The organism is Streptomonospora sediminis (assembly GCF_054778995.1).
Window position 1 is genome coordinate 23,543 of sequence record NZ_BAAGYZ010000116.1, and the last position, 15,334, is coordinate 38,876.

Below are 15,334 nucleotides of genomic sequence, written 5' to 3' on the forward strand. Positions count from 1 at the left end.
TCTCCGGCTGAGCTCCGGCGTGGATGATCGGTGGGTATGAGACCTGTGCACCGCAACATCCTGCTCGGCGTGCTGCTGGTCGTCGTCCTGGTCTTCGGTGCGATGGCCTGGGCCACCGGGCGGCAGACTCCGGATCCGCATCCGCCCGACACGGTGACCGTGGGCGAGTCCTCCACTGCGGGCCCGCCGCCCCCGACTCCTTCTCCCGGTAGCGGGCACCCGCCCGATGCCGGTCCGACGCCCGGGGGCACCGGCACGCCCGGCGGCGGCACCGGCGACGATGATGATGACGACGACGACGATGAGGTGGTCGCCCCGCCGCCGGCCGTCACCGACGACGACGATGATGACGACGACGACGGTGGCGACGACTCCGACGACGGGGGCGGCGATGACGACTGACGGCCAGTGGACCGGTGGTGCAGCACCGCCGGGGACCGGCGCAGGCGGCGATGCCGACGCCGAGGCGCCGACCGTGCCGATACCGCCGCACGCCGGCCGGTCCTTGCGCGGCGGCGATCCCGCTGCGCCGACAGGTCCCACCGATCCGGCCCATCCGGCCGAACCGACCGATCCGCCCGGACCCGGCGAGCCCGGCGAATCCGGCGCAGCCGCGCGCCGCCGCCGCATGCCGGCGCGCGCCCGGATCATGGCCTGGGTCGTGCTGCTGATGACCGCGGCGCTGGCGCTGGTCAACATCGCGACCTGGCAGGCCCTGCGCACCGAGGTCGACGACCGCATCGACCGCGCGCTCAGCCAGGAGATCGACGAGTTCCAAGAGTTCGCGGCGGTGGGCACCGACCCCGCCACCGGGCAGCGCTTCGCCGACATCGAAGGGCTGTTCCGGGTGCACCTCAGTCGGCAGCACCCCGACCAGAACGAGATCATTTTCGGCTACGTGCACGACAACCCGCAGGCCACCGTGCCCACCGGGCGGATCCGGCAGGGCCAGACACCGTTGTTCGACGCCTCCGCCGATGTCCCCGTCCGCCGGGACATCCTGGGCTCGCCCAACGGGCGGGGAGTCACGCAGACTCCCGAGGGGCTGCTGCGGTGGGAGAAGCTGCGCGTCGAACCCGCGGGCGGTGCCACGCCGGCCACCCCGCACGGCTGGTTCGTGATCGGCTACTTCGTCGACGCCGACATGGCCGAGGTGAGCAGCACCATGCGCACGCTCGTCCTGGTCAGCCTGGCGGGCCTGGTGATCGTGGGCGCGGCGGCCTGGTGGGTGGCCGGGCGGATCCTGGCGCCGATCCGGCTGGTCCGCCAGACGGCCGCCCAGATCACCGAGGAGGACCTGACCCGCCGCATCGACGCGCCGGGCAACGACGATGTCGCGGCGCTCGCCCAGCAGTTCAACGCGATGGTGAGCCGGCTCGAGGACGCGTTCTCCGCGCAGCGCCGGTTCGTCAACGACGCGGGCCACGAGCTGCGCACGCCCATCACCATCGTGCGGGGGCACCTGGAGGTGATGGGCGACGACCCGCAGGAGCGCAGCGAAACCATCCGGCTGGTGACCGATGAGCTGGACCGGATGGCGCGCATCGTCGAGGAGCTGCTGCTGCTCGCCAAGGTGCAGCGGCCGGACTTCCTCAAGCCGAGCCGGGTGTCGCTGGCCGAACTGACCAGCGATGTCGACGCGAAGGTGCGGGCGCTCGGCGACCGCGACTGGCGGCTGGACGAGATCGCCGAAGGCACCGCCCACCTCGACGCGCAGCGCGTCACCCAGGCGATGCAGCAACTCGCCCACAACGCCCTGCAGCAAACGGCACCGGGCGACACCATCCGCACCGGTTCGCGGGTTTCACCGGACGGCCGGCACGTGTGCTTCTGGGTCGGCGATTCCGGTCCCGGCATTTCCGTCGAGGACCAGGACCGTATCTTCGACCGCTTCTTCCGCGGGGGCGAACGCAGCCGCGCGGACCGCTCCGGCGCGGGTTTGGGACTCGCCATCGTGCACGCCATCACCGAGGCCCACCACGGCACCGTGCAGGTGCGTTCGGCGCCCGGTGAAGGAGCGCTGTTCACCCTGGTGCTGCCCTGCGAGCCGCGGGGCGAACAGCCCTAATGCGCCGCCCGGCGGCCCGGCCCCGCGGCAGCGACCGCACCGGATGGGCGGCCCGGCCGGGCCGCCCATCCGCACCACCGGCCCGGGCCGCCCCCGCCCTCCGCGCCGCGGCCGTCGCGGCCGTCGCGATCCCCCCATTAAAGAGCTCTCATATTCGGTTCAGGGGAACCTCATCCGCGGCAACCAGGCTTTCGGTTGTCCCTGGCGGGTCCCGCCACAGCGAAACTCAGGGGTTTACGAATGCTCGCATCACCCGCTTCAACGTCTCCCACTCCCCGCGATCCCTCCGCCTCCTCCACCGGCGCGGCCGCCGCTCCCTCCGGCGCCGAAGTCCGCCGGCTCGCCGATGCCCGGCGCGCCGCGCTCAAGGTCTCCTACACGGCGCGGGCGCTGGAGGGCGACCGCCCCACCCACGTGCTGAGCGGGCCCGGGGTGCGGCCGCGGCACGGGGACATCGCCGTCGCCCGGGTCACCGGGATCGGCAAGCACACCCGGCTGGAGTCCGCCGCCGGCAGACGCGTCCACCTCTTCGTCGGCGACGAGGTACTGGTGGCCTACGGCGCGCGCTACGCACCCGACCAGTTCGAGGCCGAACCGCCCGCCGACCTGCGCCCCTGCGACCTGGTCGCCGCCGGCGGAATCGCCGCGGAGGTGGTCAGCTCGTTCGCCGGGCTCGCCGAGCCGACCAAGCTGGAGCCGGTGGGCTTGGCGGCGGACGCGTTCGGCGAACCCGTCAACATGGTCGGCCTCGCCGGGCCGGTTGCCGCCGTTCCGGCCGGCGCCCGGCATGGAGTGGTGACCATCGCGGTCGCCGGCACGTCCATGAACGCCGGCAAGACCACCACGGGCGCGGGCTTGGTCCGCGGGCTGGCCGCAGCCGGGTACCGGGTCGGCGCCGCCAAGATCACCGGTACCGGGGCCGGCGGCGACCGGTGGATGCTGCACGACGCCGGCGCGGTCGACACCGCCGACTTCACCGACGCCGGGCTGGCCACGACCTACCGCGTTCCGGTGGAGCGCATCGTCGCGGCGGCCCGCGGCCTGCACGACCGGTTGGTGGCCGCCGGAGCCGACGCGGTGGTACTGGAGGTCGCCGACGGCGTGCTGCAGCCGGAGACCGCCGCCTTACTGCGGCACGACGGCATGGCGGCGCTGGTGCAGGGCTGGGTGTTCGCAGCGGGCGACGCCGCCGGTGCTCTCTACGGCGCCGAGCGGTTGCGCGCCGCCGGGCTGCCGGTACTGGCGGTCAGCGGGCGGATGACCGCCTCGCCGCTGGCCGTGCGCGAGTCCGGCCGGCTCCTCGACGTCCCGGTGTACGGGTTGCCCGACCTGGCCGACCCCGCGATCGCCGCCGGGCTCGCATCCCATGCGCTGCTGGAACCGGTGGCGGAGTGGACGGCATGACTGCGGCCGGCACCGCAACGTCCGCTGCGGCGGCCGACCCGGCCGGCGGCCCTACGCCCGACCCGGCCGGCGGCCCTGCGCCCGACCGGGCAGGCGGCACGAAGCCGGCACGCGCAACGGGCACAGCGGGCACAGCGGAGTCGACGGGCACCGCCGCCGCTGCGGACCCGCCGGCGCCCGCGTCGGCACGCACCCCGCGGCTGCTCTCCGGCAACCGCCGCTGGACGTTCGTCCTGCTCGTCGCCGTCGGCTTCGGCCAGGCCGCGGCGGCGATCGCGTGGGCGTCGCTGGTGGGCCGGCTCGCAGGCGGGCTGAGCGGCCCGGGCGGGCAGGCGGGCCCGGCATTCGCGCTCGCGCCCGCCCTGGGGTGGTTCGCCGGACTTGTCTTGGTCAGTGCCGCGCTGCTGTACGCCGAACGGGTCCTGGCCGAACGGCTGGGCCAGTCGTGGGTCGCCGATGTGCGCACGAGCCTGTTCCGCCGGATCACCTCGGCCCCCTCGCGCGAAGCCGGCCGCGGGCGTTCCACCGGCGGTACGTCCCTGCGCATGATGGGCAACCTGAGCGCGCTGCGGCGGTGGGCCAGCCTCGGTCTCGCCAAGCTGGCCGTCGCGGTCCCGCTGCTCTCGGGGTGCCTGGTCGCGTTCGCGCTGATCGCCCCGCCGATCGCAGCCGCGGCCGGCGCGGTCGCCGCCGTCGGCCTCGGCGCGACCACGGCGCTGTCGCCGTGGCTGCGCTCCGCGCACCTGGCGGCGCGGCGCCGCCAGTCGCGGGTGGCCTCGCACGTGGTGGAACGGGTCGGCGCCCCGCTGGTCGTCCAGGCTTTCGGCCGCGAGCGGGGCGAGCGGCGGGTTCTGGAGCACCGCTCACGCAAACTGGTCGACGCCCAGGTACACCGCGCCCGTGCGATCGGCGCCACGCGCGCCATCGGCGAGGCCACCGCGCTGATGGCAACCGCAGGTGTGCTGGCGGCGGCCGCCGCTTCCGGCCAGGGAGCAGGGGCGGCGACCGCGGCGATCGCCGTCGTGGGCATCATGATCACACCGCTGCGCGAGCTCACCCGGGTCAGCGAGTACCGCTCGGCCTGCACCGTCGCCATGCGCCAGGTCCGCACCGAACTCGCCCGCCCGCGCCGCCGCCGACCGGGCAAATCCGCCCCGGAACTGCCGAAGGGCGGCGGCGCGCTGACCCTGGAAGACGTGCGGATCGACGGCGTACTGCTGGGGGTCAACGCGCGGGTTCCCTCAGGCAGCGTGGTGGCCGTGACCGGCCACAACGGCAGCGGCAAATCCACGCTGCTCTCGCTGGCCGCCGGGCTTACGGCGCCCGACGGCGGGCGGGTACTGCTGGACGGGGCCGACATCGCCCATTGCCGGAACGAATCCGTCCGCAAGGCGATCGGGTTGGCCGGGCCGCACCTGCCGCTGCTGCGCGGCACCATCGCCGACAACGTCCGCTACGCCGATCCGAAGGCGGACGGGTGGCGGCTGCGCGAGGCGATCCGCGCCAGCGGGCTGGACGAGGTCATCGCGGAGCTTCCGCTGGGGCTGCAGACCCCGGTGCGGGAGTCCGGCGGCGGGCTGTCCGCGGGGCAGCAGCAGCGCGTGGCGCTGGCCCGGGCGCTGCTGCAGCGTCCCCGGCTGCTGCTGCTGGACGAGGCCGACGCCCATCTCGACTCCCGCGCGGCGCACGTGGTGGACCGGGTGATCACGGAGTTCGGCGGCACGGTCGTCGTGGTCACCCACCGCGCGGAACGGCTGCGGTCGGCCGACATCGTCTGGCAGTTGTCCCGCGGGTTGCTGCACGAAGCCCGGCCGGGTTGGGAACCGTCCGGTCCGCCCGACCCGGCCGCCGCGACCGCCCTGACCGACCCGGACGGCCCGGCCGGTCCGCCGGAACCGCCGCCCGCCCTCCCGGCGAACTTCGGGTGACGGCGGGCGGGCCGGCCCGTCCGCCTCAGCCCACCTCGACGATGTGCTTGCCGCGCACCCCGCCGCCCTCCAGGGCGCGGTGCGCGCCGGCGATGTCCGCCAGCGGGTGAACGGAGTCGACGACCGGGGCGATCGCACCGTTTTCGACGTAACCCGCCAGCTCGGCGAAATCGTCGTGGAGCGGGTTGCCGCTGAAGAACCGGACCCGGCTCGGACCATACACCGACGACGCGAGGACGTAGGCGAGTCCGGCCGCGATCCGCCGGCTGTCGAAGGCGATGGCCACCATGCGCCCACCCGGCGCCAGCAGCCGCCGGAAGGCCGCGTGGTCGGTGCCCGCGGTGTCCAGGACCACGTCGAAGGGCCCCAGGTCCGCGGGCTGCACTGCGGTGTAGCTAATGGCGTCGTCGGCGCCCAGGCCGCGGACGAAGTCCAGGTTCCGCGGGCCCGCCAACGCTGTGACGTGCGCACCGAGCGCCTTGCCGAGCTGGACGGCGACACTGCCGACCCCGCCGCTGGCGCCGCGCACCAAAAGCCGTTCGCCCGCCTGCAGCCCGGCCTTGCTGCGCAGCGCCGTGATCGCGTTCGTGCCGACCGGCAGGGACGCCGCCTCGACCATGGTCAGGCTGTCGGGCACGAACGAGAACTGCCGCGGGCGCACGGTCACGTACTCGGCCGCCGCGCCGAACCGCCCGCGCGGCAGGGCGCCCCAGACCCGTGCGCCCTCGCGCAGCCCCCGCACAGCGGAGCCGGTCGCCGCGACCTCGCCGGCGAAGTCCATGCCGATCCGCAGGGGGAAGCGGCGCCCGGTGACCACGGGCACCCGACCGGCCCGCCCCATGAGTTCGCCCCCGTTGACGCTGGTCGCATGTACGCGTACCAGCACTTCCTCCGGCGCCGGCTCCGGCACCGCGGTCCTGCCGACGTAGAGCACCTCCGGCGGACCGAACCGGTCGTAGAACACCGCGCGCATACCGCTCATCTGGCCGTCCGTTCCCACTGTGCCCGCGCCCGACGGCGGCGAGCAGCGTCTTATCCGCTTACGCCGCCACGCTAGCCGGATAAGTGGATGGGGTCGTCCGGTTAGTCTAAAGTGAGAAACATGCCTGGTCGTTCCTCTCACAATGCCCTGGTTTCCGGGGCCGCCGCCTCCCATGGGGACTCGCCGGATGCGGACACCGGCGCGGATCCCGCAACGCGCGCGCCGGGACCCGCAGAACCCCCCGACTCCGCGGCCCCCGCCGAGTCCGGCACCCGCCCGCTGCGCGCCGACGCCCGCGACAACCGGGAGCGCATCCTCGCCGCCGCCCGGGCGGCCTACATGGTCCACGGGATCGACGTGCCCGTCGCCGCGATCGCCCGCCGCGCCGGTGTCGGGGTCGCCACCGTCTACCGGCGGTTCCCCACCCGCGATGCTCTGGTGGCCGCGGCCTTTGCCGAACAGCTCGACCACTGCGTCGGCATTCTGCACGAAGCCCTTGAGGACCCCGACCCCTGGCGCGGATTCTGCTCGGTCATCGAGCGGGTCTGCGCCATGCAGGTCGCCGACCGCGGCTTCACCGCGGCGTTCCTGTCCCGCTTCCCGCACAACGCCGGCTTCGAGCACGAACGCGACCGCGCCGAGGAGGCCTTGGCGCGGCTGGTCCAGCGCGCCAAGGAGACCGGCCGCCTGCGCACCGACTTCCGGCCCGATGACATCGTGCTGCTGCTACTGGCCAACAACGGGGTGGCCGGCGAATCCCCGGAGGTCGCGGCCGCCGCATCGCGGCGACTGGTCGCCTACCTCTTGCAGTCCCTGCGCGCAGAGACCGCGGCCCCGCTACCGCCGCCCGCACCCATGGGCCTGGACCGCATCCCGGGCAGTGCGCCGCACACCTGATCGATGTGCCGATGTGGCCGCCGTTGCGCGGCCTACCGCCGCCCCCCGCTGCCGCCGTTGCTTCCGTCGCCGGAGGAACCCTGCTCCTCCGGCGAGGCGAACCAGAACCCGCTGCCGCCCATGCCCGCGGCGGGCGACGACGTCTGGATCCGGACGGTGCCCTGGCGCTCCTCGGTCTTCCAGCTGTCCTCGGCGCGGCCCCACTCGCAGGTGACAGGCTCGTCTTCGCCGCCGCTCTGCACAGGCACCACGTGCACCTTGTCCATGTCGCAGCGGACCGTCTTGGTGTCCGTCTCAAAGCGCAGCATGTCCTCGGCCACGTCGCGGACAACCTGGCGGCCGCGGGGCAGCATCTCCGAGGACGCGAAGAACCGCCCCCCGTTGATGGTGACCTCCCATTCGGCCTCGGCCCCGCGGAAGACGACGGTGCAGACGATCTCGGAGTCTTGGCTGGTATCGAACTTCGGGCATTCGGCCGCCGCTTCGGGGTCGGTGGTGCGCGCAAAGCGGCTGGTGGACTCCACCAGGTTCCACTCCACCTTGGCGGCGAACGGCGCGTCGTCACCGGGCTCGGGAGGGAGGTCGCCCTCGGTCAGCTCCGGTGCCTTCTCCGGGATGGGACCCGAGCGCATCGACCCCAGATCGGGGCCGCCGCAGCCGGCGAGCATGAGAGGCGATGCGGCGGCCAGTACCGAAATCCGAAAACCGCGCGACAGCGCGGCGGTTTGTACCCGGTTCATATTGCAGCACTTTCCAAGATGGGGCGCGATGGCGGCGCCCGGGGGGATGAAGGGGTCGGGGGATCATGGGCAGTGGGCAGGAACCTTGGGATTCTCTCGCAGAGCCCGGCATTTGTCGCACTGGATTCCCCGCACAACAGCCGGCCGGAAACCGCGAAACGGACGGGCGGGTCCGCTGGGCAATCGGCGGATTTAGACTGGCCGGTGGCCGGTTGGCGGCCGCCGAACCTCCGTGCCGCCGAGCCGGTGAACGGAAGACCAGCGGACAGGAGAGCGACCGAGTTGCCACACAGTGCCCCCGAACAGAGCGGGCGGGCGGGGCCGGAGCTGCGGGCCGACTGCGGCAACTGCTTCGGGTTGTGCTGCGCCGCACTGCCGTTCTCGGCCTCGGCCGATTTCCCCGTCGACAAGGCGGCCGGGCAGGCGTGCACGCACCTGCAGCAGGACTACGGCTGCGGCATCCACGCGCGGCTGCGCGGCGAGGGCTACCGCGGCTGCTCGGTGTTCGACTGCTTCGGCGCCGGCCAGCAGGTTTCGCAGGTCACCTTCGCCGGCCGCTCCTGGCGCGCCGACCCGGGCACGGCGCACTCGATGTTCTCCGCGTTCGCCGCGATGCGGCAGTTGCACGAGCTGCTGTGGTACCTGGCCGAGGCCCGCGGGCTGGCCACATCCGCACCGATCGACGATCAGCTGCGCGGCCTGCAGGAGCGGACCGAGCTCCTCACCCGTGCAGGTGCCGACGAACTGGAGGCGGCCGAGCCTGGCGCGCTGCGCGAACAGGCCAAACCGCTACTGAGACGCGCGAGCGCGCTCGCTCGGGCGCAGCTGCCCGGACGCACCCGCGATCGGGCCGGCGCCGACCTGATGGGCGCCAAGCTGCGCAAGGCCGACCTGCGCGGCGCGGATCTGCGCGGTGCCTACCTCATCGCCGCCGACCTGCGCGGCGCCGACCTGCGGCAGGCGGATCTGATCGGCGCCGACCTGCGCGATGCGCGGCTGGGCGGCGCCGACCTCACCGGTGCGCTGTTCGTAACCCAGCCGCAGGCCAACGCGGCCCAGGGGGACTCCGCCACCAAGCTGCCGCCCGCGCTGGTGCGCCCGGACCACTGGTAGGCGGCAGCGGCGCGGTTGCCGCCGCCGGTGTGCCGGCGCGGTCGCCGGGCATTCCGCCACCTATTTTTCTTCCGAATTTTCAGAAATTATTGAATAAACCTACTGTGCAGGTATGGTCGGCGGCATGACCACCGGCGAGGAGCAGCACCAGCAGGAGGACCGCAAGGCCCGGGAGGACACCGCGCCCGCCGGCCCCAACCCCGGCTCGGAACGGCGGCGCGCTTTCGCCGAGGAACTCGGCCAGTTCTTCGAGGAGCGCGGCCTGCCCCGCATGGAAGGGCGGATGCTGGGGTGGCTCATCGTCTGCGACCCGCCCGAGCAGTCCGCCGAGGACCTGGCCGCCGCGCTCGGCGCCAGCCGCGGCGGTATCAGCATGAGCGTCCGGATGCTGCAGCGCGCGGGCGCCCTGGAACGCGTGGCGGTGCCCGGTTCCCGCAAGCACTACTACCGGCTCCGGCCGGGCATGTGGCGCCAGGAGATCGACAAGCGCGTCGAAGAGGCCGCCATGGTCCGCGACCTCACCGCCAAGGGGCTGCAGGAGCTGTCCGACGCACCCCCCGAACAGCTGCGGCGCCTGCGCGACATGAACGACATGTACTCCTTCCTGTCCCAGGAGTACAGCCGGATCCGCGACCTGTGGCACAGCAAGGAAGACGGCAACGGGGAGCCCAGCGGGCCGCGGTAAGCCCGCCCGGCACCCGCCGGCCCGCCGGCCGCGCACCCGCCGCGCGACCGCTACCCGGCCGCATCCCACCTGCCCGAGCAGCCGCGGCCGGGTCCCCGTCCGAAACCCGGCCGCGGCGCCAGGCGGGCGGAAGGCGAGGAGCTGCCCCGCCGCCCCCGCTCACTCGGGGAACCGGCGCGTGCGAGGGCGGGGGCAGGGCGGGGCGGTGGTTCAGCCGTCGAGCCCGCTGCCCGGTTTCCCGGTCAGCTCGCCGTCGATGCGCCGCGGCAGTGCGGACTCCGGGGTGTCGCGCAGCTCGTCGGGCAGCTGCTGCTGCGGGGCGTTCTGCCAGGTCATCGGGCGCAGGAAGCGCCGGATGGCGGTGATTCCGACCGAGGTGTGCAGCACGTTGGTCGACGCGGGCCACGGGCCGCCGTGGTGCATGCCCCATGCGACGGCGACTCCGGTGGGGTAGCCGTTGTAGACGATGCGCCCGGCCCGTTCGCGCAGCACCGGCTCCAGCGCCGACACCAGCTCGGTTTCGGTGTCCTCGGCGATCAGTGTCGCGGTGAGCGACCCCGGTACCCGCTCCAGTGCCGCTTCGAGCTCGGCGCGGTCGCGGTAGGTCACCAGCAGGGTCGAGGGGCCGAAGCACTCCTCGGCGGTTTCCGCGGTGAGTGCGGCGGCGTCGGTCGCCAGCAGCCGCACCGGCGCGCCCCACCCTTCGGAACCGGCGGCGGTGCCTTCGGCGAGCAGGTCGACCCCCTCGCTGTCGGCCAGGCCGCGCGATCCGGTGTCGTAGCCGCCGCGGACCTGCTCGCTGAGCAGCACGCCCGGGGCGAGCCCGCGCACCGACTCGGCCATGCGCTCAGTGACCGCGCGGCCGGCCGCGTCGCCGGGCACGAACACCAGCCCGGGCTTGGTGCAGAACTGGCCGGCGCCCAGGGTGAACGACCCGGTGATGCCGTCCGCGACCTCGGTGCCGCGGGCGGCGGCAGCGCCGGGGGTCACCACCAGCGGATTGACGCTGCCGAGCTCGCCGTAGAACGGGATGGGGTCCTTGCGCGATGCGGCGATGTCGAACAGGGCGCGACCGCCGCGCACCGACCCGGTGAACCCGACCGCGCGCACCGCCGGGTGCGCCACCAGCTCGGCGCCCGCCGCGGTGCCGTGTACCAGGGCGATGGTGCCGGCGGGGGCGCCGGCAGCTGCGGCCCCGCGCTGCAGTGCCGCGAAGGTCCGCTCGGAGGTGGCGGGGTGGGCCGGGTGCGCCTTGGCCACGACCGGGCAGCCGGCCGCCAGCGCCGCCGCCGTGTCACCGCCCGGCACGGAGAACGCCAGCGGGAAGTTGCTCGCGCCGAACACCGCGACGGGCCCCAGCGGCAGCAGCATGCGGCGCAGGTCGGGGCGCGGGCCCATCTGGGTGTCGCCGGGGCGGTCGATGGTGGCCTCCAGGTAGGAGCCCTCCTCGATCGCGTCGGCGAACAGGCCGAGCTGGAAGCAGGTGCGGGTCAGCTCGCCGTTGAGGCGGCCCGGGCCGAGTGCGGTCTCGCGGTCGGCCAGGGCGACCACGGTTTCGCGGTCGGCCTCCAGTTCGGCGGCCATGCCGCGCAGCATCCGGGCGCGCCCGGCCCGCCCGAGGGCGGCGAGGCCGGGTGCGGCCGCGGCGGCGGCGCGGCAGGCGGCGTCGAGTTCGGCGGTGCCGGTCTCGGCGGCGACCGTCTCGACCGGGGAACCGGTACGCGGGTCGGTACTCACGATTTCGGTCATCGAGTCCTTGCCTTTCTGCATGGTCTGCAAATTGTGCACATCCGGTTGTGGCGCTGCGGGTCCGGGCGGCCGGCCCCGTGCACCGGTGCTACCAGCGCGGCACGGGGGGCGCGGTCCAGTCCGGGTGCACGGCGCGCATGGCGCCCGCGTCGTCGCGGTCGCGCACTCGGCCGTCCCTCCAGCGCCGGTGCAGGTCGGCGAGTGCCCCTTGGTCCAACTCGACCCCGAGCCCGGGGGCGTCGGAGACCTCCACCGCACCGCCCTCGAAGGTGTGCGGGCGGGTGATCACGTCCTCCTGCTGCCAGGGGCGGTGGGTGTCGCAGGCGTGGTGCAGGTCGGGGACCGCGGCGGCGACGTGGGTCATCGCGGCGAGGCTGATGCCCAGGTGGGTGTTGGAGTGCATGGACACCGCCACCCCGTAGGTGCGGCACAGCGCGGCGAGGTCGAGCGTGGCGCGCAGCCCGCCCCAGAAGTGGTGGTCGGACAGCACCACCTGCACGGCGTCCTTGGCGAAGGCTTCGGGAACCTCGTCGAACCCGGTGACGCACATGTTGGTGGCCAGCGGCAGGTCCGTGGCGGCGCGGATCCCGGCCATGGCGTCGACCCCGGCCACGGGGTCCTCCAGGTACTCCAGCACGCCGGCCAGCTCGCGGGCGACCCGCTCGCCGGTCTCGGCCGACCATGCGCCGTTGGGGTCCAGGCGCAACGGCATGTCGGGAAACGCCTTGCGCAGGGCGCGCACGGCCGCGATCTCCTGGTCGGGCTCGAAGACCCCGCCTTTGAGCTTGATGGAGCCGAACCCGTAGCGGTCGGCGAACAACCGGGCCTGCTCCACGATGCCCTGCGGGTCGAGCGCGGCGCCCCACCCGTCGGGTTCGGCACCGGGGTGGCCGGCCCACTTGTAGAAGAGGTAGGCGCTGTAGTCGACGCGGTCGCGCACCTTCCCGCCGAGCAAAGCGTGCACGGGCGCACCCAGCATCCGGCCCCAGGCGTCCAGGCAGGCCACCTCGAACACCGAGAACACGCTGGCCTTGAGTTTGGCGAGGTCGCGCTTGCCGCGCAGACCGGCGGCGGGGGCGGCGCCGCCGGCCGCGGTGGTCTCCTCGTCGCCCAGCGCCTCGTCGATGAGCCTGCGCAGGACGGTGGGCCGCGAGACGTCGGTGCCGGCCAGGAGCGGTGCGACCTGCTGCACCGCGCTGAGGTAGTCGGTGTCGCCGTAGGTTTCGCCGAGCCCGACACGGCCCGACTCGGTCTCGACCTCCACGATCGTGCGGGGTGTCAGCGGCTGGTGCACGCCCTGGAGGTTGAGCAGCGGCGGGTCGGTGATCAGGATCGGGGTGACCCGCACCTCGCGGACGCGGCTGCCGGTGGATGTGGCTTCGGTCATGGCCGTCCTTGGCGTTCTCAGGGGTTGCGGACCAGGTCGAGCCCAGCGGTCAGCAGCCGTTCGGCTTCGGCGAGGTGCTCGGGGGCGGGTTCGGCCAGCGGCGCGCGCGGGAGGCCGACATCGGCGCCGATCTCGGTGGCGCGCAGCCGGGCGGCGGCCTTGACCAGGGAGACCGCGTACCCGGTGCCCTGGTCGCGCAGCCGTACCCAGGGAATGTAGAAGCCGTCGAGCAGCCGGTCGACGATCGCCGTGTCGCCGGCGGCGAACGCCTGGAAGAAGGCGGTGGCGATCTCGGGGGCGAAGGCGTGCACCGCCGAGGAGTAGGCGGGGATTCCGGTGGCCGCGTAGGCGCGTACCTGGAGTTCGGCGGTGGGCACGCCGTTGAAGAAGAGGAAGTCGCCGGGGACGGAGCGGACGAGGCGCTGCATCCGGTCCAGGTCGCCGTGGCCGTCCTTGAGCCCGATGACGTTGGGCACAGCGGCGAGTTCGGCGGCGCTTTCGGGGGTGAGGGCGACCTGGTCGCGCTGGTAGGCGATGACCGGCAGGCGGGTGGCGGCGGCAACGGCGCGGGTGTGCGCCACCAGGCCCGGCTGCGGGCCGCGCAGCAGGTAGGGCGGCAGCAGCAGCACGGCGTCGGCGCCTGCGCGTTCGGCTGCACGGGTGAAGTCGGCGGCCAGCGGGGCGCCGTAGCCCGCACCGGCAACGATTGGCACCTGGCCATCGGCGCGTTCGACGGCGGTGCGCACCACGGCTTCGTACTCGCCGATACCGAGGCTCGCGAACTCGCCGGTGCCGCAGGCGACGAAGAGTGCACCGGGTCCGCCGGCGAGTTGGTAGTCGAGGTAGGCGGCGAACGCGTCGCGGTCGAAGGCGCCGTCGGCGTCGAACGGGGTCAGAGGGAACGCGAGCACCGCGTTGCCCATCCCCCGGGCGAGCCGTTCGGCGGTTTCGCGGACGTGGTCGGGGCGGTCTACCTCTCCGGGTGCTACCGCTACACTCAAGGCGTCTCCATATGTAGACAACATTTTTGTATGCAGATCGAGGCTATTCGGGGTGGCACAACACGTCAATACACCCGCACCCGCCGTGCGGGCGGAGCCGCAGGTCCACCGGGGCGGGCGGGCCGGCGGCGCGGCGGGGCCCGCCCGACCCCGCCCCCATCCCCGCCGGCAGGCCGGGCACGGCGCACGCAGCACCGATACGCCCCGCGCCATCCACCCACCTGGATACAATCCTGATGGATGGACGGCGCTGAGCCAGCGCCGCACGGACCGGCGCAGTGGAGGTCGTGGTGACCGACGACACGGGCGACCGCAGTGTGCGGGAGGTCAAGTCCGCCGCACGCACGGTCGAACTGCTGGAGGTGCTCAGCGAACTCGACCGGCCCGCCACACTGCGCGAACTGGCCGAACACATGGGTGTGCCGCGCAGCAGCCTCTATGCGCTGCTGCAGACCCTGGTCGGCCGCCGGTGGGTGCGCACCGACCCCACCGGCTCGCTGTATGCGGTCGGTATCCGCGCGCTGCTCGCCGGGACCGGGTACATCGACTCCGACCCGCGCGCCGCCATGGTCAATCCGCACCTGGACGCGCTGTCGGAGCGGCTCGGCGAAACCGTGCACTTCGCCCGCCTCGACGGCGCCGACGTCGTCTACCTGGCCACCCGCGAGTCGCGCCACTACCTGCGCCCGTTCAGCCGGGTGGGGCGCCGCCTGCCCGCACACAGCACCTCGCTGGGCAAGGCGCTGCTGGCCGAACGCACCGACGCCGAGGTCGACGCGCTGCTGCCGGCCGAACTTCCCGCGGTCACCGCGCACACCATCACCGACCGCGCCGCCCTGTTCCGCGAGCTCGCCGCGATCCGCGGGCGCGGATACGCCACCGACGACGGCGAGAACGTGGTCGGGCTGCGCTGCATCGGAACCGCACTGGGCTACGACCGGCCCGCGGTCGACGCAGTGAGCTGCTCGCTGCCCGCGGCCCGCTACACGCCCGAGGTCGCCGAGACCGCGATCGGCGCGCTGGCCGAGGTGCGGATTGCGCTGGAGCGGGGCGCTTCGACCGCGTTCGGGGGGTTCACCCGCAGCTGAGCGCGGACGACCGGTTTCTCCGTGCGGAGTCGCCGGCCGTCTTCCGCCGGACTCCGGCCTTCTTTTAAGGGTTCTCCCAAAACCGGTGGTTCAACGGATGCGCGACCGTGCCGCGATTGCGGATGGTTACCGTGTGCCCGCGGACAGCACTGGCCGCGGGCACCGGCATCCCCCGAATGCCGGCGGACCGGCCCGGGCCGAGACCGTCCCCCAACCCCGACCGCTTGCCCGGCTCGCACCCGCGCCGCCCGCACCCGGCAGCAACCGACGGCGGAGATCCCGAAGCGCCGCA

General features: G+C 73.7%; 13 protein-coding genes. 8 read left to right on the forward strand and 5 right to left on the reverse strand.

The window, feature by feature from the left end:
• The first annotated feature begins 36 nt into the window (after positions 1 to 36).
• From ACYVD5_RS22990 to ACYVD5_RS23005, 4 genes are all read left to right on the forward strand, one after another.
• Positions 37 to 402 (forward strand): hypothetical protein, encoded by a 366-nt coding sequence (locus ACYVD5_RS22990; RefSeq protein ID WP_461003203.1) that lies wholly within the window; start codon positions 37 to 39, stop codon positions 400 to 402.
• Entirely contained in the window at positions 392 to 2,068 is a 1,677-nt protein-coding gene (locus tag ACYVD5_RS22995) for a sensor histidine kinase (RefSeq protein WP_461003204.1), read from the forward strand. Before ACYVD5_RS22990 ends, ACYVD5_RS22995 begins: the two co-directional genes overlap by 11 nt.
• 240 nt (positions 2,069 to 2,308) lie before the next feature.
• A complete protein-coding gene (locus tag ACYVD5_RS23000; RefSeq protein ID WP_461003205.1) occupies positions 2,309 to 3,472 on the forward strand; it encodes a DUF1611 domain-containing protein in 1,164 nt (387 codons plus the stop codon).
• Positions 3,469 to 5,400 (forward strand): ATP-binding cassette domain-containing protein, encoded by a 1,932-nt coding sequence (locus tag ACYVD5_RS23005; RefSeq protein ID WP_461003206.1) that lies wholly within the window; start codon positions 3,469 to 3,471, stop codon positions 5,398 to 5,400. Before ACYVD5_RS23000 ends, ACYVD5_RS23005 begins: the two co-directional genes overlap by 4 nt.
• A 25-nt stretch (positions 5,401 to 5,425) precedes the next feature.
• On the opposite strand, the gene ACYVD5_RS23010 is transcribed toward ACYVD5_RS23005, so the two are convergent.
• Complete coding sequence (locus tag ACYVD5_RS23010; protein ID WP_461003207.1) at positions 5,426 to 6,382, reverse strand: NAD(P)-dependent alcohol dehydrogenase; 957 nt, start codon at positions 6,380 to 6,382, stop codon at positions 5,426 to 5,428.
• A 120-nt stretch (positions 6,383 to 6,502) separates the two neighbouring features.
• Between ACYVD5_RS23010 and ACYVD5_RS23015 the strand changes: the two genes are divergently transcribed.
• Positions 6,503 to 7,279 carry a TetR/AcrR family transcriptional regulator gene (locus ACYVD5_RS23015; protein WP_461003208.1) on the forward strand — a complete coding sequence of 259 codons (777 nt, stop codon included), beginning with the start codon at positions 6,503 to 6,505 and terminating at the stop codon, positions 7,277 to 7,279.
• 32 nt (positions 7,280 to 7,311) lie between these two features.
• Here ACYVD5_RS23015 and ACYVD5_RS23020 read toward each other — a convergent pair whose 3' ends face one another.
• A complete protein-coding gene (locus ACYVD5_RS23020; RefSeq protein ID WP_461003209.1) occupies positions 7,312 to 8,019 on the reverse strand; it encodes a hypothetical protein in 708 nt (235 codons plus the stop codon).
• 282 nt (positions 8,020 to 8,301) lie between these two features.
• Between ACYVD5_RS23020 and ACYVD5_RS23025 the strand changes: the two genes are divergently transcribed.
• Entirely contained in the window at positions 8,302 to 9,132 is an 831-nt protein-coding gene (locus ACYVD5_RS23025; protein ID WP_461003210.1) for a pentapeptide repeat-containing protein, read from the forward strand.
• A gap of 124 nt (positions 9,133 to 9,256) precedes the next feature.
• On the forward strand, positions 9,257 to 9,817 hold the full coding sequence (locus ACYVD5_RS23030) for a GbsR/MarR family transcriptional regulator (RefSeq protein ID WP_461003211.1): 561 nt from the start codon (positions 9,257 to 9,259) through the stop codon (positions 9,815 to 9,817).
• Between the two features lie 210 nt (positions 9,818 to 10,027).
• Here ACYVD5_RS23030 and ACYVD5_RS23035 read toward each other — a convergent pair whose 3' ends face one another.
• The 3 genes from ACYVD5_RS23035 to ACYVD5_RS23045 form a co-directional block, all read right to left on the reverse strand.
• Positions 10,028 to 11,566 carry an aldehyde dehydrogenase (NADP(+)) gene (locus ACYVD5_RS23035; RefSeq protein ID WP_461003242.1) on the reverse strand — a complete coding sequence of 513 codons (1,539 nt, stop codon included), beginning with the start codon at positions 11,564 to 11,566 and terminating at the stop codon, positions 10,028 to 10,030.
• An 88-nt stretch (positions 11,567 to 11,654) separates the two neighbouring features.
• The gene (locus ACYVD5_RS23040; RefSeq protein WP_461003212.1) at positions 11,655 to 12,953 is read right to left on the reverse strand and encodes an enolase C-terminal domain-like protein; all 1,299 of its coding nucleotides are present in this window, start codon (positions 12,951 to 12,953) and stop codon (positions 11,655 to 11,657) included.
• A gap of 17 nt (positions 12,954 to 12,970) precedes the next feature.
• Positions 12,971 to 13,954 (reverse strand): 5-dehydro-4-deoxyglucarate dehydratase, encoded by a 984-nt coding sequence (locus ACYVD5_RS23045; RefSeq protein ID WP_461003213.1) that lies wholly within the window; start codon positions 13,952 to 13,954, stop codon positions 12,971 to 12,973.
• 290 nt (positions 13,955 to 14,244) lie between these two features.
• Between ACYVD5_RS23045 and ACYVD5_RS23050 the strand changes: the two genes are divergently transcribed.
• Positions 14,245 to 15,042: an IclR family transcriptional regulator gene (locus ACYVD5_RS23050; RefSeq protein ID WP_461003214.1), complete on the forward strand. Its 798-nt coding sequence runs from the start codon at positions 14,245 to 14,247 to the stop codon at positions 15,040 to 15,042.
• The last annotated feature ends 292 nt before the right edge of the window (positions 15,043 to 15,334 follow it).

Bases quoted from the DNA above. Each gene is read 5' to 3' on its own strand.
- ACYVD5_RS23035 (WP_461003242.1), bottom strand. From the start codon at position 11,566: ATGACCGAAATCGTGAGTACCGACCCGCGTACCGGTTCCCCGGTCGAG.
- ACYVD5_RS23020 (WP_461003209.1), bottom strand. From the start codon at position 8,019: ATGAACCGGGTACAAACCGCCGCGCTGTCGCGCGGTTTTCGGATTTCG.
- ACYVD5_RS22990 (WP_461003203.1), top strand. From the start codon at position 37: ATGAGACCTGTGCACCGCAACATCCTGCTCGGCGTGCTGCTGGTCGTC.
- ACYVD5_RS23010 (WP_461003207.1), bottom strand. From the start codon at position 6,382: ATGAGCGGTATGCGCGCGGTGTTCTACGACCGGTTCGGTCCGCCGGAG.
- ACYVD5_RS22995 (WP_461003204.1), top strand. From the start codon at position 392: ATGACGACTGACGGCCAGTGGACCGGTGGTGCAGCACCGCCGGGGACC.
- ACYVD5_RS23030 (WP_461003211.1), top strand. From the start codon at position 9,257: ATGACCACCGGCGAGGAGCAGCACCAGCAGGAGGACCGCAAGGCCCGG.
- ACYVD5_RS23000 (WP_461003205.1), top strand. From the start codon at position 2,309: ATGCTCGCATCACCCGCTTCAACGTCTCCCACTCCCCGCGATCCCTCC.
- ACYVD5_RS23015 (WP_461003208.1), top strand. From the start codon at position 6,503: ATGCCTGGTCGTTCCTCTCACAATGCCCTGGTTTCCGGGGCCGCCGCC.
- ACYVD5_RS23005 (WP_461003206.1), top strand. From the start codon at position 3,469: ATGACTGCGGCCGGCACCGCAACGTCCGCTGCGGCGGCCGACCCGGCC.
- ACYVD5_RS23040 (WP_461003212.1), bottom strand. From the start codon at position 12,953: ATGACCGAAGCCACATCCACCGGCAGCCGCGTCCGCGAGGTGCGGGTC.